The organism is Falsiroseomonas sp. HC035 (assembly GCF_050563525.1).
Lineage (GTDB): Bacteria > Pseudomonadota > Alphaproteobacteria > Acetobacterales > Acetobacteraceae > Falsiroseomonas.
Genome location: NZ_JBNXUN010000004.1, coordinates 180,395 through 203,891, shown reverse-complemented (window position 1 = coordinate 203,891; position 23,497 = coordinate 180,395). Strand labels below are relative to the sequence as shown.

At 71.2% G+C, this 23,497-nt stretch carries 21 protein-coding genes; 8 read left to right on the top strand and 13 right to left on the bottom strand.

Annotated elements, in window-relative coordinates; translation table 11 throughout:
• The first annotated feature begins 63 nt into the window (after window positions 1-63).
• Entirely contained in the window at window positions 64-1,293 is a 1,230-nt protein-coding gene (locus ACLF3G_RS11270) for a multidrug effflux MFS transporter (RefSeq protein ID WP_430669461.1), read from the top strand.
• A 4-nt stretch (window positions 1,294-1,297) separates the two neighbouring features.
• Entirely contained in the window at window positions 1,298-1,507 is a 210-nt protein-coding gene (locus ACLF3G_RS11265; RefSeq protein ID WP_430669460.1) for a hypothetical protein, read from the top strand.
• Window positions 1,508-1,524: 17 nt separating this feature from the next.
• Here ACLF3G_RS11265 and ACLF3G_RS11260 read toward each other — a convergent pair whose 3' ends face one another.
• The 5 genes from ACLF3G_RS11260 to ACLF3G_RS11240 all read right to left on the bottom strand — a co-directional run bounded on the left by ACLF3G_RS11260 (window position 1,525) and on the right by ACLF3G_RS11240 (window position 8,303).
• Entirely contained in the window at window positions 1,525-3,756 is a 2,232-nt protein-coding gene (locus ACLF3G_RS11260; RefSeq protein ID WP_430669459.1) for a hypothetical protein, read from the bottom strand.
• 227 nt (window positions 3,757-3,983) lie between these two features.
• Window positions 3,984-4,931: a peptidase M14 gene (locus tag ACLF3G_RS11255; protein WP_430669458.1), complete on the bottom strand. Its 948-nt coding sequence runs from the start codon at window positions 4,929-4,931 to the stop codon at window positions 3,984-3,986.
• Complete coding sequence (gene argE / locus ACLF3G_RS11250; RefSeq protein WP_430669457.1) at window positions 4,928-6,091, bottom strand: acetylornithine deacetylase; 1,164 nt, start codon at window positions 6,089-6,091, stop codon at window positions 4,928-4,930. The genes ACLF3G_RS11255 and argE overlap by 4 nt, the downstream gene beginning before the upstream one ends.
• 80 nt (window positions 6,092-6,171) lie before the next feature.
• On the bottom strand, window positions 6,172-6,909 hold the full coding sequence (locus ACLF3G_RS11245; protein WP_430669456.1) for a DsbA family protein: 738 nt from the start codon (window positions 6,907-6,909) through the stop codon (window positions 6,172-6,174).
• Window positions 6,910-6,917: 8 nt separating this feature from the next.
• A complete protein-coding gene (locus ACLF3G_RS11240; protein ID WP_430669455.1) occupies window positions 6,918-8,303 on the bottom strand; it encodes a M48 family metalloprotease in 1,386 nt (461 codons plus the stop codon).
• On the opposite strand from ACLF3G_RS11240, the gene ACLF3G_RS11235 reads away from it, so the two are divergent.
• From ACLF3G_RS11235 to ACLF3G_RS11225, 3 genes are read left to right on the top strand one after another with little or no spacing between them, the layout of a single operon-like run.
• Window positions 8,269-9,768, top strand: a complete 1,500-nt coding sequence (locus ACLF3G_RS11235; protein ID WP_430669454.1) for a gamma-glutamyltransferase — start codon at window positions 8,269-8,271, stop codon at window positions 9,766-9,768. The two genes, ACLF3G_RS11240 and ACLF3G_RS11235, sit on opposite strands and share 35 nt — an antisense overlap.
• Entirely contained in the window at window positions 9,768-10,931 is a 1,164-nt protein-coding gene (locus ACLF3G_RS11230) for a pyridoxal phosphate-dependent aminotransferase (protein WP_430669453.1), read from the top strand. The genes ACLF3G_RS11235 and ACLF3G_RS11230 overlap by 1 nt, the downstream gene beginning before the upstream one ends.
• Window positions 10,932-10,975: 44 nt before the next feature.
• A complete protein-coding gene (locus ACLF3G_RS11225) occupies window positions 10,976-11,347 on the top strand; it encodes a hypothetical protein (RefSeq protein WP_430669452.1) in 372 nt (123 codons plus the stop codon).
• 36 nt (window positions 11,348-11,383) lie between these two features.
• Here the strand turns inward: ACLF3G_RS11225 and ACLF3G_RS11220 are convergent, their stop codons facing one another.
• The 4 genes from ACLF3G_RS11220 to lpdA form a co-directional block, all read right to left on the bottom strand.
• Window positions 11,384-11,923 carry a DUF4142 domain-containing protein gene (locus ACLF3G_RS11220; RefSeq protein WP_430669451.1) on the bottom strand — a complete coding sequence of 180 codons (540 nt, stop codon included), beginning with the start codon at window positions 11,921-11,923 and terminating at the stop codon, window positions 11,384-11,386.
• Between the two features lie 89 nt (window positions 11,924-12,012).
• Window positions 12,013-12,306: a hypothetical protein gene (locus tag ACLF3G_RS11215; protein WP_430669450.1), complete on the bottom strand. Its 294-nt coding sequence runs from the start codon at window positions 12,304-12,306 to the stop codon at window positions 12,013-12,015.
• 47 nt (window positions 12,307-12,353) lie between these two features.
• Window positions 12,354-13,526: a DNA adenine methylase gene (locus tag ACLF3G_RS11210; protein ID WP_430669449.1), complete on the bottom strand. Its 1,173-nt coding sequence runs from the start codon at window positions 13,524-13,526 to the stop codon at window positions 12,354-12,356.
• A 62-nt stretch (window positions 13,527-13,588) separates the two neighbouring features.
• Complete coding sequence (lpdA, locus tag ACLF3G_RS11205) at window positions 13,589-14,980, bottom strand: dihydrolipoyl dehydrogenase (RefSeq protein WP_430669448.1); 1,392 nt, start codon at window positions 14,978-14,980, stop codon at window positions 13,589-13,591.
• 175 nt (window positions 14,981-15,155) lie between these two features.
• Between lpdA and ACLF3G_RS11200 the strand changes: the two genes are divergently transcribed.
• Window positions 15,156-16,031 carry an AraC family transcriptional regulator gene (locus ACLF3G_RS11200; RefSeq protein ID WP_430669447.1) on the top strand — a complete coding sequence of 292 codons (876 nt, stop codon included), beginning with the start codon at window positions 15,156-15,158 and terminating at the stop codon, window positions 16,029-16,031.
• Window positions 16,032-16,133: 102 nt separating this feature from the next.
• Window positions 16,134-17,348 carry a calcium-binding protein gene (locus ACLF3G_RS11195; protein ID WP_430669446.1) on the top strand — a complete coding sequence of 405 codons (1,215 nt, stop codon included), beginning with the start codon at window positions 16,134-16,136 and terminating at the stop codon, window positions 17,346-17,348.
• Between the two features lie 12 nt (window positions 17,349-17,360).
• Here ACLF3G_RS11195 and ACLF3G_RS11190 read toward each other — a convergent pair whose 3' ends face one another.
• On the bottom strand, window positions 17,361-17,807 hold the full coding sequence (locus tag ACLF3G_RS11190; RefSeq protein ID WP_430669445.1) for a DUF3237 domain-containing protein: 447 nt from the start codon (window positions 17,805-17,807) through the stop codon (window positions 17,361-17,363).
• Between the two features lie 51 nt (window positions 17,808-17,858).
• Here ACLF3G_RS11190 and ACLF3G_RS11185 point away from each other — a divergent pair, with 51 nt between their 5' ends.
• On the top strand, window positions 17,859-18,833 hold the full coding sequence (locus tag ACLF3G_RS11185; protein WP_430669444.1) for a Bug family tripartite tricarboxylate transporter substrate binding protein: 975 nt from the start codon (window positions 17,859-17,861) through the stop codon (window positions 18,831-18,833).
• Between the two features lie 55 nt (window positions 18,834-18,888).
• Here the strand turns inward: ACLF3G_RS11185 and ACLF3G_RS11180 are convergent, their stop codons facing one another.
• Genes ACLF3G_RS11180 through ACLF3G_RS11170 form a run of 3 tightly spaced genes read right to left on the bottom strand, consistent with a single transcriptional unit; the run spans window position 18,889 to window position 23,397 of the window.
• Window positions 18,889-19,209: a hypothetical protein gene (locus ACLF3G_RS11180; protein ID WP_430669443.1), complete on the bottom strand. Its 321-nt coding sequence runs from the start codon at window positions 19,207-19,209 to the stop codon at window positions 18,889-18,891.
• Window positions 19,210-19,231: 22 nt separating this feature from the next.
• Entirely contained in the window at window positions 19,232-20,473 is a 1,242-nt protein-coding gene (odhB, locus tag ACLF3G_RS11175) for a 2-oxoglutarate dehydrogenase complex dihydrolipoyllysine-residue succinyltransferase (protein WP_430669442.1), read from the bottom strand.
• Between the two features lie 29 nt (window positions 20,474-20,502).
• On the bottom strand, window positions 20,503-23,397 hold the full coding sequence (locus ACLF3G_RS11170; protein ID WP_430669441.1) for a 2-oxoglutarate dehydrogenase E1 component: 2,895 nt from the start codon (window positions 23,395-23,397) through the stop codon (window positions 20,503-20,505).
• Window positions 23,398-23,497 lie beyond the last annotated feature (100 nt).

Below are 23,497 nucleotides of genomic sequence, written 5' to 3'. Positions count from 1 at the left end.
TTGTCCGGTGCGGGCGTCTGCCGGGCTGTCGCACGCCCCTGCCGGCGGCCTACACTCGATCGGGTGACCAAGCATTCAGCCCCCCCGCGCGGCGCCACCGCGCCGCTGCCGCCCTCCGGCCAGGCGCGCCCGCCGATCTGGCTGCTGGTCGCGATCATCGCCATCGGCCCCTTCACCATGCAGGTGCTGGTGCCGTCGCTGCCGGCGATGGGGCGGGATCTCGGCGCCTCCACGGCCAATGTCCAGCTGACGGTGACGTTGTACCTGCTGGGGGTGGGCGCGGGGCAGTTGGTCTATGGCCCGCTGTCGGACCGCTTCGGGCGGCGGCCGCTGCTGATGGGCGGGCTGGCGCTGTATGCGGTGGCGAGCCTGGCGGCGGCATTGGCGGGCGGCATCGGCGCGCTGGTGGTGGCGCGCGTGATCCAGTCCATCGGTGCCTGCGCCGGGGTGGTGCTGACCCGCGCCGTGATCCGCGATGTGTGGCCGCGCGACGAGGCGGCCAGCGTGCTCGGCTACGTCACCATGGGCATGACCATCGCGCCGATGCTGGCGCCGATCCTGGGCAGCCTGCTGCAGGAAAGCTTCGGCTGGCGCGCCAGCATGTGGGCCTGCCTCGGCGTGGTGGTGCCGCTGGCACTGGTCGCCTGGCTGCGGCTGCCGGAGACGCTGGCCGTGCCGCAGAAGCTGCCCGGCCTGTACGCGATCTGGCAGGCCTATCGCAGCCTGTGGGCGATCCCGGCGTTTCGGGCCTACACCGCGCTGACGGCCTGCGCGACCGGCATCTTCTTCGCCTTCCTCGGCGGTGCGCCCTACGTCGTGGTGCAGGGGATGGGCTACACGCCGGTGCAGTTCGCGCTGGCGTTTGCCACGATTTCCATCTTCTTCGCGGCGGGAAACTGGCTGGCAGGGGTGCTCTCGAAGCGCCTCGGCATCCTGCGGATGCTGGGGCTCGGCACCGTCATCGCCACGGTGGGCGCGCTGGGCGCGGCGGTGGCGGTGCTGGTTTTCCCACCGCATATCCTGGTGTTCTTCGCGCCGATGGCCGCCGTCGCGGTCGGCAACGGCATGACGCAGCCCAACGCCATCGCCGGCGCGCTGAGCGCCAAGCCGCAACTGGCCGGCACCGCCTCCGCCCTTGTGGGCGCGTTGCAGATGGGGTTCGGCGCGCTGATGACCTTCATCGTCGGGCTGGTGGAATACGGCAGCGGCATCGGCACTTCGCTCACCATGGCAGCGGTGGGCGTGGCGTGCCTGATGGCGCTGCGCGGCGCACGGCGGGCGGGGGGAGGATGAGGGGATGACGGACAGCTACATGCAGGAACAGGCCGAGGCGCTGGCGCAGCACCTGCGCCTGACGGATGGCAAATCCGGCTATGTCGAGGCCACGGCCGAGGGCTTCCGGGTGTTCGTGCGCAGGAAGTGGCCGGGCAAGCCGCTGGCGGCCTGGGACGGGCTGCCGGTGGAGTGGCACGAGAACGTCGGCAGCAACAAGGCGGCCAACCGGTAGAACGCGCCGACCGCGTTCTACAGCAGCCAATCGTTGCCCAGCACCGGATTGGGGAGCCCGAAGTCGATCTCCGGCGCGGGGTCGAGCGGGAGTGGAAGGCTCGCCTCCGGCGGGGGCGCCAGCAGATCCGTGTCGAATCCGTCGAGGAAATCGGCGGGGCCTGGTCCCGGCACAACCAGCAGGTCGGCCACCTCCGTCGCCGGCCCGGGGTCCGGAAGGGCGGGTGCCACGGCTTGGATCGGCTTCGCGTCGGAAGACTGCGCCCCAGGCTGGTGCGGTCGGCCCGGGCCATCCGCCGGCACATCGGGACTGGCGACCACGATCAGCGCTGGGTCCGAAGCCCCAGGTTGCTGGCCGGGCGGCTGGCCCTTACCGGGCTTGCCATCCAGCACCTCCGCCACCACGCCTGGGATCGGCGCCGTGACGGGAGCGTCGGGCTGCTGACCGGGCGCCAGGTCAAGACCCGGTGGGCCGCCATCCAGCACCTCCCCCACCACGCCCGGAATCAGTACCGGGCCCGCAGCGTCGGGCTGCTGGCCGGGCGCCAGGTCAAGACCCGGCGGGCCGCCATCCAGCACCTCCCCCACCACGCCCGGAACCAGTACCGGGCCCGCAGCGTCGGGCTGCTGGCCCGGCGCCAGGTCAAGACCCGGCGGGCCGCCGTCCAGCACCTCCCCCACCACGCCCGGAACCAGTACCGGGCCCGGAGCCTCCGGCTGCTGGCCGGGCGCCCGGTCAAGACCCGGCGGGCCGCCATCCAGCACCTCCCCCACCACGTCCGGAATCAGTACCGGGCCCGGAGCCTCCGGCTGCTGGCCAGGCGCTCGATCAAGACCCGGCGGGCCGCCGTCCAGCACCTCCGTCACCACATCCGGGACCGGCACCGTGGCCGGAGCGTCGGGCTGCTGGCCGGGCGCCTGGTCAAGACCCGGGGGGCTGCCATCCAGCACCTCCGTCACCGTATCCGCAGGATCGGGCTTGTCACCGATCTTTTCCCGGGCGTCAGGCACGACCGGCACCGCCGCCGTCGGCTTCGCGTCCTGCTCGGCGGCCTCAGGTCGGGCGGGGGCCGTCCCTGGCGCCTCAGTTACAGCGGGCGGCGGCTTCGGCGGGGAGGCCTCGGGCCGGGGCCGGGCCACGACCACGACGGCCGGCATCGTCTCCGGGATCGGCAGGTTGAACGCCGGGTCGGCGGGCCGATCCAGCCCACCCCCCGGCAAATCCCTGGCCTGGGCGAAGCCTGACCGCTCATATGCGACCGGCGCCAGGACTGTCGGCGCGGGCTGGTCCACCACGTTGGCCACCACCGGCGGCGCCACTGCGACGGCCGGTGCCATCACGCCCTGCGTCTGCGTGCCAACCGCGGGTGCGGCGCCCTGAGGCTCCGCGATGGCCGGGGCCGGATCGGCACTGCGTCCCGTGACCGGATCGCGGTCGCGGGCCAGGGAATCGACCTGCAGAGCCTCGCCCGCCGTGGGCCGCCGTGGGCTGAATTCGAACACCTCCTCCGGCCGGGTGGCAGGAGCCGCAAGGCCCGGTGCGCCTGCCCCCGGCGCGAATTCGCTGCCGGCGACCGTCAGCACCACCGGGGCGCCCCGCGCCGGCGCGGCAAGCGCGATCTCCTCCAGCGGCATCAGCGCGCTGCCCTGCGCCATCCGCCCCTGGACGCCCTCGGCCAGAAAATCCTGCGTCGCCTTCCAGGTGGCGAGGAAGCTTCCGGCCATCTCCAGCCGCGCCGTTTCCTGCGGCGTCTGCGCCACGGCGACGGACAGCATGGCGCCGGCCAGACTGGTGGCCGCCAGGGTCGCCCCGGCGCTGAAGCTGACGGCGCGGAACCCGCCCTCGTCGAGCGTGCCGGCGGCGATGATGGTCCGCGGGCTTTCCGGCAGGGCCGCGCCGGCCAGCGCACCCTCGATGACGTTGCGGCGCGGATTGGTGGAGGCGGCGGATTTGCGGCGCCCGCCCTTTGTGCTGGCCGTGCCCGTCTCCGGCTCCTCGACGAGGAACGGTTCGTCCTCCTCCACCAGCGTCGCCTCGGCCGCAGCGGGATCGCGCGGCGAAGGGCGCGGGACGGTCGCGAGCGGGTTGGCAGGCATCGGCAGCGTCGCCGCAATCAGGGCCGCGCGCCTGGCAGCCTCCCCGGCATCGAGCAACTGCGTGCCGAAGCGCAGGATGGTCTCCCGATCTTCCCTCAGAAACGTCGCGGTGGGGGCTGGATTCGACGCAGTGCGAAACAATTCGAACGACATTCGGAAGCTCCTCTCAGTCACAACTTGCGTCGTGACCGGATCGGATCTTTCCAGCTATGGCTCTGAATTAGATCCGCAAGAAGAATGGCGCATCCATGACTACGCTCTACTGTCCGAACCCTATGTCGCCGGGCATCGGCATGCACCCGTCATCCTGCAGCCAAGGATGCTGCTGGCGCCGAGTTGATGAGCGTTGGAAGCCTATGTTGAAGGCGCGATCGCCGCAGCTAAGCTTCGAAGCGCGCCAGCCGCACCGCCGTGTGTCCCCGCATCGCCTGCGGGCTCGGCATCACCAGCAGGCAGTCGTCATGCGGGGTCCGCACCTCCGCCTCGCCATCCAGGGCGATCAGCGTGTTGCGCCGCGCCACCACCTCGCCGCCGCGGAAGTCGCGCAGGAAGGTGAAGCCGGTGGTCGCCGCCGTCACGGTGCGGGTCACCCGCGCCACCCGCCCATCCGGTCGTGCCGCATCCGGCGGCAGCGCCGCGCCTTCCTCCGCCATGCCGAGGTGGCGCAGCAGGCGGGCGGCGGTGGCTTCCATCTGCGCCAGGGTCTCGGGCTGCCAATGCGGCCCGGCCTCCAGCAGCAGGGCGCGCGCGCCTTCCCGGAAGTGAGCGTGGTCGATCATCCGCATCCCCGCCGCGTGGCCCTCATCCGCCACCACCAGTCCAGGCGTGCCCAGCGCCCGGCCGAGCGCCCGTGCCGCCGGCCCCGGCCCGGCCAGGAACAGCGGGTCCGACGGCCACAGCATGGAATGCAGGTCGAGCAGCACATCCGCCTGGCAGACCAGCGGCAGCAGCGCCCGCGCCCGGTCGAGTTCCGCCGATCGCCGCAGTCCGCCGAGCATGGTCGGCGCCCAGAGCCGGTTCATGTCCTCGTCCACAAAGCGGCTGGCGGTGGGGTCGGCCGGGTCGAAGCGGTCGAGTGCCGCCAGGTTGGCGAAGGCCAGCGTCAGCCGCCCGGCGCGCGGCCGCACGCCGTCGCGCAGCCAGCGGGTCAGCAGCAGCGCGCCCGAAATCTCGTTGCCATGCACCACGCCGGTGACCAGCAGGTGCGGTCCAGGTTCCGCGGCGGCGAAGCTCCAGACGCCGGGGATGCCGGCATTGCCGGCTCGCCAGGGGCCGAGATCCGGTCGCGGCAGGCGCACATCGAGCGGCGGCAGGCCGTCCAGCCTCATCCGGCCGCCTGCCGGTCGCCGAGGCGGTCGAGAAAGCCCATGCAGGCCGCCAGCTCGGATTCGGCGATCCATTCCTCGGGCTGGTGCGCCTGCGCCACGTCGCCGGGGCCGCAGACGATGCTGGCGATGCCGGCGTCCTGGAACACGCCGGCCTCGGTCGCGAAGGGCACCCGCGCCGCCTGCCCCACCGCGCCGCAGTCCCGCGCCAGGTCGAACAGCGGGGAGGCTTCGGGCAGCTCGAGCGGCGGGGCGTGGCAGCGCGTGCGGATGCGGAATTCCGCCTGCGGTGCGGCGGCGCGCAGTTCAGGCAGCAGCACGTCCGCCGCGTAGCTCCGCAGCGACGCCACCACATCCGCCGCCCGGTCGCCCGGCACGCTGCGGACCTCGAAGACGAATTCGGCAAGATCGGGGACGATGTTCAGGATGCTGCCGGCACGGAAGGTGCCAGTGTGCACCGTGGTCCAGGGTGGCTCGAAGCCTGCCGCTCGGCGGCCTTCCACGGCGAAGCGGCGCGCGGCCTGCTTCAGGAAGGCCACTGCCTCCGCCGCCGCCTCGAGCGCATTGGCGGTGCGGTGGGTCTGGGAGGAATGGCCGGTCAGCCCGGTCACCTCGACCTCCCAGGAGGCATAGCCCTTGTGCGCCACCACCGGCGCCATGGAACTGGGCTCGCCCACCACGCAGAAGGCTGGAGGCGGGCCGGATTGCGGCAGGCTGTCCACCAGCAGCGGGGCGCCGGCGAAGGTGGTTTCCTCGTCGAAGGAAAGGCACAGGTGCACCGGCCGGCGCAATGGCTTGGCCAGCAGGCCGGGCACCGCGGCCATGACGCAGGCCCAGAAGCCCTTCATGTCCACGGTGCCGCGCCCGGTCAGCCGGCCATGCGCCTGGCGCAGCGCGAAGGGATCGGCCGCCCAGGCCTGGCCCGCCACCGGCACGCAGTCGGAATGCGCCGAGAGCGCGACGCCGCCCGCCACCAGCGGGCCGACCACGGCATGCAATGCGGCCTTCTGGCGCTGCTCGTCGAACACCAGCCGGCTCGCCACGCCCTGCGCGGCCAGCTCGAAATCGACCCATCGCACCAGGTCGAGGTTGCTGCGCGCGCTGGTGGTGTCGAACGCCACCAGCCGCGCCAGCATCCCGACCACGTCGGATTCCCCCGCCATCCCCCGATCTCCCTTGGTCGCCAGTCTATACGGCGGACCAGTGGGGGCAACTCGGGGTCCCCCGCCTGGGGCCAGCGGGGCTACCGCGCGGCGCGCGCCTCCGCCACCAGCCGCTCCAGCGCCGGCAAATCCACCGCGCCCGGCACCAGGGTGGTGCCGACCACCAGGGCCGGCGTGCCCTCGATCCCAAGCGTCTGCGCGAGCCGCAGGTTGGTCTCGATGCGCGCCTGCACCGCAGGGTCGTCCATGTCCCGCCGCAGCCGCGGCCAGTCGAGCCCGGCGCGCTCGGCCTGCTGGCGGATCACGGCCTCGGTCGGTTCGACCCGCAACCCCATCAGCGCGTCGTACAGCGACCCGTAGCGGCCCTGCCGATGCGCGGCGAGCAAAGCGCGGGAGGCGAGCACGCTGGTCGGGCCAAGGATCGGCAGGTCCTTCATCACCACGCGCAGATTGGGGTCGCGGCGGATCAGAGCCTCCATCGTCGGGTGCAACTGCTTGCAGTAGCCGCAGCGGGCGTCAAAGAACTCCACCATCGTCACGTCGCCGCGCGGATTGCCCTTCACCGGGTCGGCCGGATCCTGGAACAGGGCCGCCGCCTGCGCCGTCAGGGCGTCCCGCTGCGCCGCGACCCTGGCTTCCTGCTCCGCCGCCTCCAGCCCGCCGATGGCGTCGCGCAGGATCGAGGGGTCGTCGCGCAGGGCGCGGCGCAGGACCTCCACGATCTCGGCGCGCTGGGCCTCGGTGAAGCCCTGGGCCAGGGCGGCCACCGGAAGCGCGCAGGCCAGGACCAGCGCCAGGATTCGCAGGGTGTGTCTCACGGCAATCCTCATCGGCCGCGACCCTGCGGCAGGTTTTCGGGCGCGGCGGCGTTGCGCAGGTCCTGCGCCCGCAGCCGTTGCGGACCGGCAGGCAGCGCGGCCTCGGCACGGGTGGCCAGGGTGCGGGCGCTGCGCGCATCGCCAAGCAGCAGCGCTTCCTCCGCCAGCGCCAGGTCGGCCTGCGGCATGTTGCCGAGCCGGCCCTGCGCGATCGCCACCTGGCGCCAGACGAAGGGGCTGTCGCGTTCGGTCCGCATGGTCGCCTCCAACTCGCCAAGTGCCTGGCGCAGCATCGCGGGTTGGCCCAGTTCGATCAGCACGCGGGCGTGGCTCAGGCGGATCATCGCCTCGTCGGGGGCGAGCGCGCTGGCCTGGGCATAGGGCGCCAGCGCCTCCGCCGGGCGCTGGCCCTCGAACAGGATCTGGCCCTTGAGCTCGTGCAGCCAGGGACTGCGCGGCGCCTCCGCGATCAGCGCGTCGACCATCGCCACGGCGTTGGCGATGCGGCCGGAGCGGAACTGGGCGATGGCGCGGGCGTAGCGGGCCGGGGTGGACAGGTCCGTAGGCGGGTAGCGGCGCCAGGTGCTGGCCGGCGCATCGATGAAGCCGTCCAGCTTGGCGCGAACCATGGCGAAGCTGTCCTCGAAGCCCGGTGGCGTCGGCGCATCGGCGTGACGGGACTGGCTGATGTGCTGGCGAGCGAATTCCAGCCGGTCGCGGGACAGCGGATGGGTGCGGAAGTACGGGTCCTGGCGCCCGACCGCGAGCAGTTCCTGGTCCAGCAGCTTGATCAGCAGCGATTCGAGGCCGCGGGAGGACCAGCCGAGGCGGTCCAGGTAGGTCACCGCCGCCTGGTCAGCGGATTGTTCCTGCGCCCGGGTGAAAGCATAGAATTCGCCCATCGCGGAGGCTTGGCCGCCCAGCATTCCGGCCGCCAGCGCCCCGGAGTCGCCGGACGCGGCGGCGGCGACCCCGCCCAGCAGCATGCCGCCGATGGCGCGCAGCATGGCCATGCGCATCTCCTCCGGCATCCGCGCCAAATGGCCGCCGGCGATGTGGCCGGTCTCATGCGCCAGCACGCCGATCAGCTCGCGCACCGAGCCGCCCTGCTGGATCAGGCCGGTGTGGATGAACAGCCGGTTGCCGGTGCTGACGAAGGCGTTTATGGCCCGGTTCTGGATCAGCGTGATCCGAACCAGTCCGGGATCGACGCCCGCCGTGCGGAACAGCGGATGCGACAGGCGGCGGACCAGGTTCTCGGTCTCCGCATCCCGGATGGTGACGACGCGCTGCGACGCCGATTGCGCCGCGGCCGATCCAGGGGCGGCCAGCGCGGCGAAGAAGGCGAGGACGACCAGGATGACGACCAGCTTGGAAGCCAGGGAACGCGACATGGTGGCAAGCCTAGCGCGATCGGCCGGCCCGGCCCACCCCGAACGGCGTGGTCGCCGCCTGCTGGCCCTGGCGCTGCTGCCGGCCCTGGCGCTGGGCGCCTGCGGCACCACCGATGGCGGCGGTGGCGGGACGCCGCAGGTGGGCCAGGAGGGCTTCGTCCGCGGCTTCCTCGGCGGCGTGGCGGCGGAGGAACCGCGCGCGGCGCTCGCCGCCCGCAACGTGCTGTCAGCGGGCGGAACCGCCGCCGATGCCGCGGTCGCGGCCGGACTGATGCTGTCCGTCACCCTGCCCTCCCGCGCCGGGCTCGGCGGTGGCGGTGCCTGCCTGCTGTACGCGCCGAACCGCAACGAGGTGGAGGCGATCGTCTTCCCGCCCGGTCCGCGCGCCGCCGTGCCGCCGGGCGCCGACCGCCCCGCCGCCGTGCCGATGCTGGCCCGCGGGTTGTTCGCCCTGCACGCCCGAGCCGGCCGCCGCCCGTTCGAGGAGCTGATTGCCCCGGCCGAGCAGGCCGCCCGCTTCGGCACGGAGGTCAGCCGGGCGCTGGCCGCCGACATTGCCGCGGTGTCCACACCCCTGTTTGCCGACCCGGCGGCGGCCGCCGTCTTCGCCGGCCCGGGCGGGCAGCCGTTGCAGGCCGGTGCGCGCATCACCCAGCCGGATCTCGGCACCACCCTCGCCACCCTGCGCACCGCCGGGGTCGGCGATCTGCACCAGGGCGGGCTGGCGCGGCGGTTGGAGGAAAGCTCCGCCGCGGCCGGCGGCGGCCTGACGGTGCCGGAGATGCGGGAGGCTGTGCCGCGCGTGCTGCCGCCGGTGCAGGGCCGCGCCGGCAACGACCTGGTGTCCTTCCTGCCGCCGCCGGCGGATGGTGGCCTCGCCGCGGCGGGGGCCTTTGCCGCGTTGCAGGGCGGTGCCGCGGCGGATGTCGCGGCCAGCCGTGGCGCTTCGGTGGCGGCCGCCTGGCGGCAGCGCGGCGGCGATCCGGCGCTGGTCCTGGCCGCCGCGGACCTGCCGGCGGCCGGCGGCGCGGTGCTGCCCGCCTCCACCGGACTGGTGGTGCTGGACCGGGACGGCATGGCGGTGACCTGCGCCTTCACCATGAACAACCTGTTCGGCACCGGGCGCGTGGCGCCGGGCACCGGCATCCTGCTCGGCGCCGCGCCGGGCATCGGCCAGGTGCAGCCGGCGCTGCTTTCGGCGGGCCTGGTGCACAGCCCGAACCTGCGCGCCTTCCGCGCCGCCGCCGCCGGCAGCGGCCAGCAGGCGGCGCCGATGGCGGTGGCGCTGCCGCTGGCGCGCGTGCTCGGCGGTGCGGATGCGGCCAGCGCCGTGGGCGCGGCGGCGGAACCCGCCCGGACCCAGCTTCTGTCCTGCCCGCGCTACCTGCCCGGCGATGCCAGCACCTGCCAGGCAGTGACGGACCCGCGCGGCGCCGGCCTCGCCGCGGGTGCCACGGACCGCTGATGCCGCTCAAGACGGGCCGAGGAGCGGAGGCACCGCCCTTCCTGGTGATGGACGTGATCGCGGCGGCCAATGCGCGCGCCGCTGTCCTGCCGCCGGGCAGCGTGCTGCGGATGGAAGTCGGCCAGCCCGGCAACGGCGCCCCACGCGGCGCGGCGGAGGCCGCGATCCGCGCGCTGAGCGCCGGTGACCCGATGGGCTACACGGAAGCCTTCGGCCTCGCCTCCCTGCGTGCCCGCATCGCCCGGCATTACTTCGACCACTACGGCGTGCGGGTCGCGCCGGCGCGCATCGCGGTGACGGTGGGGGCGTCCGGCGCGTTTCCGCTTGCCTTCCTCACGGCCTTCGATGCCGGCGACCGGGTGGCGATGGCGGCGCCGTTCTACCCGCCCTACGCCAACATCCTGACCGCGCTCGGCATGGTGCCGCAATTGCTGCCCTGCGATGCCGCGACGCGGTTCCAGCCGACGGTGGCGATGCTGGAGCGGCTCGACCCGCTGCCGGATGGGCTGATCGTCGCCAGCCCCTGCAACCCGGCCGGCACCATGCTGTCGCCGGAGGAACTGGCGGCGATCGCGCGCTGGTGCCAGGCGCGTGGGGTGCGGCTGGTCTCGGACGAGATCTACCACGGCCTGTCCTGGGGCAGCGTGGCGGAGAGCACGGCGGCGGCCTACAGCGACAGCGCCATCGTGGTGAACAGCTTCTCGAAGTATTTCTGCATGACCGGCTGGCGCATCGGCTGGCTGCTGCTGCCGGAGGATCTGTGCCGGCCGGTGGAACGCCTGGCGCAGAACATGTTCATCAGCGCGCCGCACATCGCCCAGATCGCGGCCGAGGCCGCCTTCGACTGTGCGCCTGAGCTGGAGGCGAACAAGGACGCCTATCGCCGCGCCCGCGCCGCGCTGCTGCAGGGACTGCCAGCGGCCGGCTTCGACCGGATCGCGCAGGCGGACGGCGCCTTCTACCTGTGGTGCGACATCGGGCATCTCAGCAACGACAGCCTGGACTTCGCCGCCCGGATGCTGGAGGGCGCCGGCATCGCCGCGACACCCGGCGTCGATTTCGACCGCGACCGCGGCCACCGCTTCCTGCGCTTCAGCTATTGCGGGGAGGAGGCGGCGATGGTGCAGGCTCCCGGACGTTTGAAGGCCTGGCTGAACCGCTGAGCTGTTTCGCTTGGCATGGTGGGGGCTTCCCGAAGGAGCACCTCATGCCGCCACGCCCTGCCTTCCACCCCGGCCCCAACATCGCGATGAAGATGCCGCCCGGCGAGCAGGAGCGCCTGGTGTTGTTCTACCGTGATGTCATCGGGCTGGAGGTCCTGGCCGAGGAAGCCCACACAACTGTCTTCCGCTTCGGCGCGATGCGGCTGTGGGTGGACCGGGTGGAGGCGCTGAGCCAGGGCGAGACCTGGTTGCAGATCCAGGCGGAGGACCTGCCGGCGGCGGCCGAGTGGCTGGCCTATCACGGGGTCCAGCGGCGCGACTCGATCGAGCGGCTGCCGGAGGGGTTCGAGGGGTTCTGGATCGCGGCGCCAGGCGGGATGATCCACCTGGTGGCGGGCGTACCGGTGCCGGGTTGAGGCCCCCTGCCACAGCGGCGGCAGGGGGCCGGTTGCTCAGCCCGGGCGAGGAGCCTGAAGCGCCTCGGCCCGCTGCAGGTGCATGCGGATCATCGGCAGGTGCTTCTGCGCGAAGGCCTTGAGCGCACCGACCTCGCCGTTCTCGGCGTAGGATTCGTAGATCGTCAGCGCCTCCCGATGCGCCTCGACCTGCATCTGCACGTACCAGCGGTTGAGGTCATCGCCCTCGTAGCCGCGCAGGCTGGCCAGCTTGGCCTGCATGCGGTCGTCGCCGCTGGCCGGCTGGCGCGTGGTCGCCTCGGGCAAAGCGCGCAGTTCGGCGGACATCGCGGTATGCGCCGTGATCATGTCCTGCGCGAACTCGCGGATCTGCGGGTGGGTGCTTTTCTCAAGCAGGATCTGGCTCGACTGGATCTCGAAGTTGTCGCCGATGGTGGCACGCTCGACAAAGGCGTTGGCGCCGACGCCGGTGCCGCTCAGGAAGTCCAGCACGCCGGTCGGGCGCTGCTGCTGCGCCAGGGCGGGCAGCGCCGGCAGCAGCAGGGCGCCAGACAGGATCAGGAGGCGACGGTTCATTGCGATGTATCCTTGGCTCGGGTTCGGCGAGGAAACGTCGCGAAGCGGGTGCGGGTTGCCCGTCACACCCGGATTGGTGACAATCTTTTTCAACCTTGGCGCAGCAGGCGACGGCCCAGCGCCTTGGTCCGCTGCCAGGCTGCCCGCGTGCGCAGGATCAGCCGGGTTTCCATCACCTCGACCTTTGCGACGGTGTCGGGCCAGCGCGATTCGGTCCAGGCAAGGCCCCGATGCGCCCACATGTACTGGTGGCGCATGATGAACAGGCCGAGCGCCAGGAACACCACGCCGGGCAGCACAGGCAGCAAGCCGCCGACCGGGGCCAGCGCGATGAGCGACCATCCCGCGCATTTGCGGGGGAGGGAGGGACGGTATTCCATCATGACGCCCCAGATGGCTCCGCCCCTGCCCCGAAGCAACAGCAGCCGGATCAGCTTCCCGGCAGCAGGACCGCGCCGTAGCCCTGGTCGCCCGGCAGGTCCAGGCGGCGGTCGCTGGTGACGTAGAGGCGTTCCATGGTGCCGGCCGGGCCCGGCGTGCCGACCTTCTCGCCGCGGCCATTGTGGATGCCGAGCCGGGTGCCGGCGTAGCGGCGGTGCGGCACCTCCAGCACATGCAGGTAGCCGCGACCCGCCAGCATCCGTTCCAGCTCCGCCCGTGCCAGGAACCCCTCCGCGCCGAAGGAGACCACCAGGGTCGGCGCGCGCAGGGCCGCGACCATGCGGGCGAAGGCGGGGGCGATGGCGGCGCGGCTGTTGAAGGCGCTGCGGCGGGTGCGGCAATCCACCCGCTTGCGGGCGCGTCCATAGACCTCCGGCCGGTCCCAGCGCACCAGCGTTTCCCACAGGTGGTAGTTGGACAGGTAGGCGTGCTGGTCGTAGGGCGGGTCGAGGTAGGCGACGTCGCAGTCGATCGCCCCCGCCAGCGCCACGGCGTCCTCGGACACCGCGAGGCAGGGGCCGGAATCGGGGCGGGGCAGCAGCTCCGGCACGCGAAGCTCCAGCACCTTCATCGCCCGTGGCGCCAAGTTGCGCAGGAAGGCCATCTGGTGGCCGGCGCTGCTGTCCACCCGGTCCGCGGCCTGGACCAGGGCGCTCAGCAGGATCGCCTCCAACTCCGGCTCCGGGTCCAGGCGCAGGATCGCCTCCCGTATCGCCTCGATCCGGGCAGCGTTGGCGGGGTGCAGGAATTGGGCCTCGACGGCGTAGGTGGCGGTGAACCAGCCGGCAGCGGGCGGCAGGTGGGACAGGTCCGCGAGGATCTTCGCGGCACGCGCCGCCCATCGTCCAGCATCGGCCTGCACCAGGCCGCGGGCCAGGGTCTCGGCGAAGCGCAGCTCGTCATTGGCGATGACGCGCCAGCCCGCGGCCTTCAGCGCGTGGGCGACGCGGGCGGAGCCGGAAAAAAGGTCCGCCACCACCGCGCCATCCCCGGCCGCGGCCCCCACCGCCCGCAGGATGTGCGGCAGCAACCCGCGCTTCGATCCGAGGTACTTGATCAGGCCAGGACCCTCGAACCTTCCGGCGACATTGCGCGGATGGCGCGCCCTACAGCGCGCCGAGGCCGCGAACGCGGCCCGCGCCCAGGCCGCCCGCTTCACCATGCACGACAGTCCAAGGCGCGAAGGCAAGGCGGCGGATGCCGCCGCCCGCCGCTTGCGGACAGCTAGATATGCAAGGCTCTTCCGGTGACGGCGAGCGCGGCTTCCTTGACCGATTCATTCAGGGACGGGTGCGCGTGGCAGGTACGCGCCACATCCTCCGAACTCGCGCCGAATTCCATGGCGATGGCGATCTCGGCGATCAGCGTGCCGGCATCCGGGCCGATGATGTGGGCGCCGAGCACCCGGTCCGTCGCCTTGTCCGCGAGGATCTTCACGAAGCCGTCGGTGTCGCCCATCGCGCGAGCACGGCCATTCGCGGTGAAGGGGAATTTCCCGACATTGTAGCTGGCGCCGCGCGCCTTCAGCTGTTCCTCGGTCTCGCCGATGCTGGCGACCTCGGGCCAGGTGTAGACCACGCCGGGAATCGCGTTGTAGTTCACATGGCCATGCTGCCCGGCGAGGATCTCGGCCAGCGCCACGCCCTCCTCCTCCGCCTTGTGGGCCAGCATCGGGCCGGTGATGACGTCGCCCAGGGCGTAGAGGCCGGGGATGTTGGTGGCGTAGTGGCCATCGGTCACCACGCGGCCGCGCTCATCCATCGCGACGCCGATCTCGGCCAAGCCGAGCCCGCCGGTGAAGGCGCGGCGGCCGATGGCGACCAGCACGACATCGGCCTTCAGCGTTTCCGCCGCGCCGCCGGCGGCGGGCTCCAGCGTCAGCGTCACGCCATCGGCGGATTTGGCAGCGCCGGTGACCTTGGTCTTCAGCTTCGTCTTGATGCCCTGCTTGCCGAGCACGCGCTCGAACAGCTTGCCGACTTCCTGGTCCATGGTCGGCACCAGGCGGTCAAGGAATTCGACCACCGTCACCTCGGCGCCGAGCCGCCGCCAGACGCTGCCGAGTTCGAGCCCGATATAGCCGCCGCCAATCACCACCAAGTGGCCGGGCACCTTCTCCAGCTCCAGCCCGCCGGTGGAAGTGACCACCTGCTTCTCATCCACCTCCACGCCCGGTAGCGGGATGCTCTCGCTGCCGGTGGCGATGACGATGTTCTTCGTCTCGTAGGTGGTGCCTGCGACGGTGACCTTGCCGGGGGCGGGGATGGTCGCCTCGCCCTTCAGCCAGGTGACCTTGTTCTTCTTGAACAGGAACTCGACGCCCTTGACGTTGGCGGAGACGACCTCTCCCTTCCGGGCCAGCATGCGGGCCAGGTCGATCTTCACGCCTTCCACCATCACGCCATGGTCGGCCAGCTTGTGCTTGGTTTCCTCGTAATGCTCGGAGGAATGCAGCAGCGCCTTGGAAGGTATGCAGCCGACATTCAGGCAGGTGCCGCCGAGCGTCGCGCGCTTTTCAACACACGCCACCTTCATGCCGAGTTGTGCCGCGCGGATGGCGCAGACATAGCCGCCGGGGCCGGCGCCGATGACGATGAGGTCGAAGCTCTCGGACATGAGGGAGTGATCCTGCGAATGACGGGCGGACCATAGCCCGACCGGCGTGACGCTGAAACCGCTCCGCGGCGGGACGCTGAAACCGCTCCGCGGCGGGACGCTGAAACCGCGACAAATGCGCAAGCGCGATCAAGCGCGCCTCTGGCAGGATCGGGGCATCGGAGAATCCCGCCGCATGGCCACCAGGCTGCTGACCCAACATGACTATGGCCGCCGCATCGGCCGCGCCATCGCGCTGATCGCGGCCGATCCGGCACGCAACCCTGGGCTGGAGGAGCTGGCCGCCGCCGCCGCCTTCAGCCCCTATCATTTCCACCGCATCTACCGCGAGATTACCGGCGAGACTCCGGCCGAGACGCTGGCGCGCGAAAGGCTCTCGCGCGCCGCGGGCCTGCTGGTGCGGGACGGGTTGCCGGTGGCCCTGGTGGCGAAGCGCAGCGGCTACGGCTCGGCGGCCGCCTTCACCCGCGCCTTCCGCGCCGCCTACGGCACCCCGCCCGCCGCCTACCGCGATTCGGGTGGCATTGGTGCCGCCCTGCCCGCCCCAACATCCACCCCGCAGGAGATCGGCATGTTCGACATCGAGATCCGGCACGAACCTGCGCTGCGCCTGGCCGCGTTGGCGCACCGTGGCCCCTATGCCGGGATGGGCACGGTCTTCGACCGCTTGATGGCCTGGGCCGTTGCCCGGCGCCTGGTCGGGCCGGAGACGCGGTTCCTCGGCCTGTATCACAACGACCCCGCGACCGTGCCGGAGCGGGAGTTGCTCTCGGACGCCTGCGTGACAGTCCCGGCGGGGGTGGAGGGTAGCGACGGCGTCCGCATCCTGGACCTGCCCGCCAGCCGGGTCGCCGTACTGGTCTTCAAGGGCCCCTACGCCGAGCTGGAGCAGGCCTACACCTGGCTGTACCGGGACTGGTTGCCGGCGAGCGGCGAGGAGCCGGCCGACCAGCCGCCGCGGGAGGACTACCTGAACGATTGCCGCAGCCTGCCACCGGCGGAGTGGATGACGGCGGTGATGCTGCCGCTGCGGGACAGGGCGGCCTCGTGATCGCGGCGCTTGTGCCGGCTTAACAAGGCCTTCGACATTTCGGTCTTGATTCGAAATGCACGCGGGTTAGGTGTTTGTTCACTTCTGACAGGGATCGCGTGCATGACGACCGTAGTTGCCTTCGACCGTATGGGCCGGGGCCTGGACATGACAGACCCGAGCCTGACCGGCTGGTTGCTGCAAAGCCGCACCTTGTCCCAGAACAAGGTGCTCGGCGGCAACAATGTCGGCTATTCGCTGGATGTGGAACCGGCCGGCAGCGTCTTCCTCAGTGGTGACCTGCCCTTCGGCGCGTTCGGCGTGGCCAGGGCGATCCGGATCTTTGTCGAGGACGTGAACAGTGTCCTGAACAATCCCTCCACGGAGATCCTTCTGCGGGTCACGGGACTGGACCTGTCCTTCTTTTCGGACACCCCGAACCAGTCGCTCGCCATCAACGTCCTCGGCTCCAACGACACCATCACCGGCAACCGCCACGCCGACATCCTGCGCGGCGGGGATGGCGCGGACCTGCTGCGCGGGATGGGTGGCGGGGACGTCCTGCTGGGCGATGCGGGCAACGACACGCTGGAGGGCGGCGCCGGCAGCAACGTGCTGATCGGTGGCGAGGGCACGGACGTCGCACTTCTGGACCCAGCGGTCGGCGCGGTCACCGCCTACACGGCGGGGGCGTGGACCCTGCTGGTCGATGACGTGGGTGCCAACGCCCTGAAAGGGGTGGAGAACATCCGCTTCGGCAGCGGCGACATCACGGCGCTGTCCAGCCTGGTCGGGGGCGCACCAGGTTTCACGCCAAGCTTCGCGCGCACGGACCTGGGCAGCAACCAGTCCAGCGCCCCGATTGCCGTGACCTACTCCGGCCCGGTGGAACACCTGGTGCTGAGCTTCCTGGGAAGTGGCGCGGGCGAGGCGGTGCAGGGCACGGTCTTCGCCGACTTCATCAACGCGCTGGGCGGCGACGATGCGGTGGAAGCCGGTCAGGGGGCTGATGTGGTGGATGGCGGGACCGGGTCCAACTTCATCACTGGCGGTGCCGATGGCGACGTCTTCTTCCTTGATGGCCGCGGCGGCACTATCACCTGGTCCACCATCACCGATTGGGAGGATGGGGAACAACTCTCCGTCTGGGGCTGGCGTCCGGGTACCAGCGTCGCGACCTGGGTCGACCAGGCCGGGGCCGTGGGATACCAGGGCGTGACGATGCATGCCGACCTCGACGGCAACGGCCTGATCGAGACCTCCGTGACCTGGACCGGCAAGACGCGCGCCGACCTGCCGGTGGGCTATGCCTTCGAAGGGCTGTTCTGGTTCACCTGAGGCGCGTGCGGACTACACGGCCAGGATGCGGATCAGCACCGCATCCGGCAGCCGGGTGCCGAGGCCGATGAACAGGCTGCGCGTCAGCCAGGTGTGGGCCGGCGCCGAGGTCTCGAAGGCCGGCGCGGTGCGGAAATACACACGCTCCGGCGGCACCGCCTCGCCGCGCAGAAGCCTTGCCATGTCCTCCGGCGCCGCGTGGCGCAGGCCACGGTTGGTGACCTGGACCAGGGCGCCATCCAGCAGGCGCAGCGTGTAGCGCGCCTCGATCTCGGCCACGCCATCGGGGCGGATCAGTTGGAAATCGGCGCCGCCGGGCAGGATCTCGCCGGACAGGCGCGGCCCCTCGATGCGGCCGCCAAGGATCGGGACGATGCGGCGCTCGCCAATCGGACCAGGGCCGAACAGGAGGGGCGGGCCGACCTCGGCACGCACCTCCGCCACGAATTCTGATTTCATCCGACACCCTGGCTGTGCATTATGCTGCATAACAATCAGGGAAGACCGTCGATGAAATCAAGCCATGGCCTGCCGCGCCGCGCCCTGCTGGCCGGCGCTGCCCTGCTTCCCTTCGACGCGCGCGCCGCGGTGCCGGACCGGCCGGTGCGCCTGGTGCTCGGCTTCCCGCCCGGCAGCGGCCCGGACGTTGTTGGCCGGCTGCTGGCGGAGGGGCTGCGGGAGGCCTGGCCGGCCGGCGTCGTGGTGGACAACAAGCCTGGCGCCGCGGGCGCGATCGCGGCGCAGGAGGTGGCGCGGGCGGCGCCCGATGGCACCACGCTGCTGTTCGGCGAGGTCGGGCAGCTGGCCATGGCGCCGAGCACCTATGCGCGCCTGCCCTACGATCCGGCACGCGACTTCGCCGCGGTGGCGGAAGTCGCGGCGGTGGACTTCGCCCTGGTGGCGCCGGCCAGCCTGCCGGCCGCGGACCTCGGGGCCTACATCGCCTGGGCCAGGGCACGCCCTACCACCTTCCTCGGCACCTTCGGCGCCGGCACGCCCGGCCATTTCGGCGGCGCCATGCTGGCGGCCGAGGCCGGCTTCCGGCACGAGGCGGTGCATTTCCGCGCCACCGGCGATGCGATGACGGCGATCCTCGGCGGCGACGTGCAGGGCATGTTCGGCAGCATCGCGCTGGTCGCACCGCATGTCCGCGCCGGGCGGCTGCGGGCCCTGGCGGTCACCGGCCCGGAACGCTCGCTGCTGCTGCCGGAGGTTCCGAGCTTCGCCGAGTTGGGTCGGCCGGGGCTGTCCTTCTTCGCCTGGTTCGGGCTGGTGGCGCCGGCCGCGACCCCGGCGCCGGTGTTGGCGGCGCTGGAGGACGGCGTGCTGCGCGCCCTTGCCGCACCGCGCCTGCGGGACCGGATGACGGAAGCCGGGTTCCGGCCCGCCGGGCGGGGACGGGAGGCCTTCGCGACCCTGATGCGGGAGGAAACGCTGCGCTGGGCGGAGGTGGTGCGGGCCACCGGCTTCCGCGCCATCGAATAGGGGCTGCATCCGCGTGATTCGCGCCTGCGGCCGTTCCAGCCTCGGCGATCACGCCCTAAGCCCCAATCAGCGCCCCGGCCAGCAGCCCGAGGCCGAAAACCCCGGCGGCGGTGGAGGTCATGCCCCACCAGCGTTCCGGGGTGAAGCCGCCGGCAAAGGCGAAGGCAGCGCCGAGCAGGTAGGCACCGGCGCCCTGCGCCACGTCGACCCGCGCCATCATCACCATCGGCCCGAAGGCCGCAAGCAGGCCGCAGATTGTGCCGAGCGCGCGCCAGATGCGGTCCGTGCTCGGGTCCGGCCGCAGCGGCGCCTCCCCCCGCGCCCGATATTCCAGCGCGGCGCAAAGCGCCAGGAAGCCGAAGGCGAGGATCAGCACCGCCGGTCCCCGCCTGTCGCGATCAGAGGTCGAGCATCAGGCGGCGCGGGTCCTCGATGCTTTCCTTGACGCGCACCAGGAAGGACACGGCCTCCTTCCCGTCGACGATGCGGTGGTCGTAGCTCAGCGCGATGTACATCATCGGCCGGATTTCCACTTTCCCGCCGACTGCCATCGGCCGGTCCTGGATCTTGTGCATGCCCAGGATGCCGGATTGCGGCGGGTTCAGGATCGGCGTCGACATCAGCGACCCGTAGATGCCGCCATTGGTGATGGTGAAGCTGCCGCCGGTCAGGTCATCCAGCTTCAAGGCGCCGTCGCGGGCCTTGCGGCCGTAGCTGCCGATGGTCTTCTCGATCTCCGCGAAGCCCATCTGGTCCGCGTTGCGCACCACGGGCACCACCAGGCCGGAGGGACCGCCGACCGCGATGCCCATATGGACCGCGTGCTTGTAGATGATCTCGTCGCCGTCGATCTCGGCGTTCACCGCCGGGAATTCCTTCAGCGCCGCGACGCAGGCCTTCACGAAGAAGGACATGAAGCCGAGCTTCACGCCGTGCTTCTTCTCGAAGGCCTCCTTGTATTCGGTGCGCAGCGCCATCGCCGCGCCCATGTCCACCTCGTTGAAGGTGGTCAGCATGGCGGCGGTGTTCTGCGCCTCCTTCAGCCGGCGCGCGATGGTCTGGCGCAGGCGGGTCATCTTCACCCGCTCCTCGCCGGAATCCAGGGCGCGCGCAGCCTTCGGCGCGGCGGCCGGCGCGGGTGCGGCGGCGGGCTTGGCGAGGAAGGCCAGCACGTCGCCCTTGGTAACGCGGCCATCCTTGCCGGTCCCGCTGCCGACCTGATCCGCGGTCACGCCGGCATCGGCCATCGCCTTGTTCGCGGCGGGGCCGTGCGAGGCACCCTCCGCCGGGCGCGACACCGGGCCGGGGGCCGCCTGCGGCGCCTCCGCCTTCGGCTGGGCCGGGGCGGCGGGCGCCGGCGCGGGTTTGCTCGGCGTGCCGGCAGCGGGCTTGGCCGCGGCGGTGCCGCCCTCCGCGATCACGCCCAGCACGGCGCCCGGGCCGACCTCGGCACCTTCCTCGGCGGCGATGCTCTCGATCACGCCGGCGACGGATGCGTTGACCTCGACCGTGACCTTGTCCGTCTCCAGCTCCACCAGAGGCTCATCGACCGCCACCTGCTCGCCGGCCTTCTTCAGCCAGCGGGCGATGGTTGCGCTGGAAACACTTTCGCCCAGCGGGGGCACCACGATCTCGGTCATATGTCCTGCCTTCTGCCTGGGGAAACCGCTCAGGACAATCCGAGCGCTTCGCGCACCAGGGCTTCCTGCTGCTGCTGGTGAACCTTGGCGAGACCCGTCGCCGGGCTCGCCGCCTCCGCGCGGCCGACATAGGCGGGGCGCTTCGACTTCATCTCGACATCCTTCAGGACGCCTTCGATCTTGCGGTCGATGAAGCTCCAGGCGCCCATGTTCTCGGGCTCCTCCTGGCACCACACCAGTTCCGCGTTGCGATACGGCGCCAGCATCTTCGCCAGCGTCTTCTTCGCGAAGGGATACAGCTGCTCGACGCGGATGATCGCCACGTCCTTCACGCCCTTCTCCCGCCGTTCCGCCAGCAGGTCGTAGTAGACCTTGCCGGTGCAGAGCACGACACGCTTGACCTGGTCTTCCGGCACCAGCGCGTCGATTTCCGGGATGATGTACTGGAAGGCGCTGCCCGGCCCAAAATCGGCCAGCGGCGAGACCGCCAGCTTGTGGCGCAGCAGCGACTTCGGCGTCATCAGCACCAGCGGCTTGCGGTAGTTCGCCTTCAACTGGCGGCGCAGCGCGTGGAAGTAGTTGGCCGGCGTCGTCAGGTTGCCGACGCGCATGTTGCGCTCCGCGCACAGCTGAAGCCAGCGTTCCAGGCGGGCGGAGGAATGCTCCGGCCCCTGCCCTTCGTAGCCATGCGGCAGCAGCATCACGAGGCCGGACATGCGCAGCCACTTGGTCTCGGCGCTGGCGATGAACTGGTCGATGATGACCTGCGCGCCGTTCGCGAAGTCGCCGAACTGCGCTTCCCACAGCACCAGGGTGCGGGGGTCCGCCAGGGTGTAGCCGTACTCAAAGCCGAGCACGCCCATCTCGGACAGCAGGCTGTTGAACGCCTCGAACTTCGGCTGGCCGGCGCGGATGTTGTTCAGCGGCACGTATTCGGCCTGCGTCTTCTGGTCCACCAGATGGGCGTGGCGCTGGCTGAAGGTGCCGCGCTGCACATCCTCGCCGGACAGGCGCACGCGATGGCCCTCCAACAGCAGCGTGCCGAAGCCGAGCGCCTCGCCGGTCGCCCAGTCGATGCCCTCGCCGGTGTCGATGGCGATCTTCTTGGCCTCGAGCTGGCGGACGATCTTGGGGTTGGCGCCGAAATCGGGCGGCACGCGGCCGAGTGCGGCGCCGACCTCGCGCAACTCGTCCAGGCCCACGGCGGTGTCGTGCAGCCGCTCGACATCCTCGCCCACCGTCACGGCCTTGAGGCCGGACCAGTGGCCTTCGAGCCAATCCGCCTTGTTCGGCTTGAAGGAGGACGCCGCCTGGAAGGCTTCCTCCAGCTTGGCGTTGAAGGCATCCAGCACCGCCTTGGATTCCTCGGCCGGGACGCTGCCCTCGCGGGCCAGCTTCTCGGCATAGAGAGTGCGGGTGGTCTTCATCTCCTTGATGCGGCCGTACATGATCGGCTGCGTGAAGGCCGGCTCGTCCGTCTCGTTATGGCCGTGGCGGCGGTAGCAGACGATGTCGAGCACGAAGTCGGCGCCGAACTGCATGCGGAACTCGGCCGCCATGCGGGCGCAGAACACCACCGCTTCCGCATCGTCGCCGTTCACATGCAGGATCGGCACCTGGATGCTTTTGGCCACATCCGTGCAGTACAGGCCGGAATAGGCATGCGCCGGGACGGTGGTGAAGCCGATCTGGTTGTTGGTGACGATATGGATGGTGCCGCCGGTGCGGTAGCCGATGAGCTGGCTCATCGCCAGCGTCTCATACACAAGGCCCTGGCCGGCGAAGGCGGCGTCGCCATGCAGCAGGATACCGAGCACGGAACGGCGGCCCTTGGTATCGCCCGCCATGTCCTGCCGCGCGCGCACCTTGCCGACCACCACCGGGTCCACGGCTTCGAGGTGCGAGGGGTTCGGCTGCAAGGACAGGTGCACCATGCGCCCGGCCACCTCGATGTCGGTCGAGGTGCCGAGGTGGTACTTCACGTCGCCCGAGCCCTGCACGTCCTCGGGCGTCGCGGCATTGCCCTTGAACTCGCTGAACACCGCGGCGAAGGGCTTCTTCACCACGTTCACCAGCACGTTCAGCCGGCCACGATGGGCCATGCCGATCGACACCTCGTTCACGCCGCCGGCGGCACCGACCTCGATGACCGACTGGATCGCGGGGATCGTGGACTCACCGCCTTCCAGGCCGAAGCGCTTGGTGGTGGCATATTTGCGGGCGCAGAAGGCCTCGAAGCCCTCGGCTTCCGTCAGCTGCTGCAGGATCTGGCGCTTGGCCTGGCCGTCGAAGGCCTTGACCCAGGGAGCGCCTTCGATCCGGCGCTGGATCCAGGACTTCTGGTCCGGGTCCTGGATGTGCATGAATTCGACGCCGATCGAGCCGCAATAGCTGGCGCGGCAGATCGCCAGGATTTCCCGCAGCGTTGCGTATTCACGGCCGAGCACGAAATCCAGGAAGATCGGCCGGTCCATGTCGGCATCGGTGAAGCCGTAGGTCGCCGGCGACAATTCGGGGTGCGGCTTGAGCTGCTGCAGGCCGAGCGGGTCGAGTTGCGCTTCCAGGTGGCCGCGGACGCGGTAGCTGCGGATCAGCATCAGGGCACGGATCGAATCCAGCACCGCCCGCTGCGCCGCGGCCTTGTCCACCGTGTTGCCGGCGGATGCGGCGGCGGGCTTATCGCCCTTCTTCGGCGCCGGCGGCGCTTCCGGGTCCGGGCCGAAGGCGCCGCGGAGGCGGGGTGCCCAGCTGGCGCCGGTGGCGTCGGTCAGGACCGACCGTGCCTCGTCGTTCAGCGCGCCGAACAGCTCGGCGAAGGAGGGATCGACGCTGTCCGGCTTTTCCGTCCACCTGGCATAAAGGTCGGCGAGGTAGGCCGCATTCGCGCCCGACATCGCACTCGCGAGGACATCCACTCCGGCCATTTTCGTCTCCATGGCGCCCGGGCCTATGCCGATCCGGGCTCCGCCTTCTGCGTCACGCCACTAGATAGGCCCTTCGTAGCGCCATCGTCAGGCCCCCGGA

What these genes read in the sequence shown, in the direction of transcription:
- ACLF3G_RS11265 (WP_430669460.1), top strand. Translation starts at nt 1,298, where the DNA reads ATGACGGACAGCTACATGCAGGAACAGGCCGAGGCGCTGGCGCAGCAC.
- ACLF3G_RS11260 (WP_430669459.1), bottom strand. Translation starts at nt 3,756, where the DNA reads ATGTCGTTCGAATTGTTTCGCACTGCGTCGAATCCAGCCCCCACCGCG.
- ACLF3G_RS11255 (WP_430669458.1), bottom strand. Translation starts at nt 4,931, where the DNA reads ATGAGGCTGGACGGCCTGCCGCCGCTCGATGTGCGCCTGCCGCGACCG.
- argE (WP_430669457.1), bottom strand. Translation starts at nt 6,091, where the DNA reads ATGGCGGGGGAATCCGACGTGGTCGGGATGCTGGCGCGGCTGGTGGCG.
- ACLF3G_RS11235 (WP_430669454.1), top strand. Translation starts at nt 8,269, where the DNA reads ATGACGACCAGCTTGGAAGCCAGGGAACGCGACATGGTGGCAAGCCTA.
- ACLF3G_RS11240 (WP_430669455.1), bottom strand. Translation starts at nt 8,303, where the DNA reads ATGTCGCGTTCCCTGGCTTCCAAGCTGGTCGTCATCCTGGTCGTCCTC.
- ACLF3G_RS11230 (WP_430669453.1), top strand. Translation starts at nt 9,768, where the DNA reads ATGCCGCTCAAGACGGGCCGAGGAGCGGAGGCACCGCCCTTCCTGGTG.
- ACLF3G_RS11225 (WP_430669452.1), top strand. Translation starts at nt 10,976, where the DNA reads ATGCCGCCACGCCCTGCCTTCCACCCCGGCCCCAACATCGCGATGAAG.
- ACLF3G_RS11220 (WP_430669451.1), bottom strand. Translation starts at nt 11,923, where the DNA reads ATGAACCGTCGCCTCCTGATCCTGTCTGGCGCCCTGCTGCTGCCGGCG.
- ACLF3G_RS11215 (WP_430669450.1), bottom strand. Translation starts at nt 12,306, where the DNA reads ATGATGGAATACCGTCCCTCCCTCCCCCGCAAATGCGCGGGATGGTCG.
- ACLF3G_RS11210 (WP_430669449.1), bottom strand. Translation starts at nt 13,526, where the DNA reads ATGGTGAAGCGGGCGGCCTGGGCGCGGGCCGCGTTCGCGGCCTCGGCG.
- lpdA (WP_430669448.1), bottom strand. Translation starts at nt 14,980, where the DNA reads ATGTCCGAGAGCTTCGACCTCATCGTCATCGGCGCCGGCCCCGGCGGC.
- ACLF3G_RS11200 (WP_430669447.1), top strand. Translation starts at nt 15,156, where the DNA reads ATGGCCACCAGGCTGCTGACCCAACATGACTATGGCCGCCGCATCGGC.
- ACLF3G_RS11195 (WP_430669446.1), top strand. Translation starts at nt 16,134, where the DNA reads ATGACGACCGTAGTTGCCTTCGACCGTATGGGCCGGGGCCTGGACATG.
- ACLF3G_RS11190 (WP_430669445.1), bottom strand. Translation starts at nt 17,807, where the DNA reads ATGAAATCAGAATTCGTGGCGGAGGTGCGTGCCGAGGTCGGCCCGCCC.
- ACLF3G_RS11185 (WP_430669444.1), top strand. Translation starts at nt 17,859, where the DNA reads ATGAAATCAAGCCATGGCCTGCCGCGCCGCGCCCTGCTGGCCGGCGCT.
- odhB (WP_430669442.1), bottom strand. Translation starts at nt 20,473, where the DNA reads ATGACCGAGATCGTGGTGCCCCCGCTGGGCGAAAGTGTTTCCAGCGCA.
- ACLF3G_RS11170 (WP_430669441.1), bottom strand. Translation starts at nt 23,397, where the DNA reads ATGGCCGGAGTGGATGTCCTCGCGAGTGCGATGTCGGGCGCGAATGCG.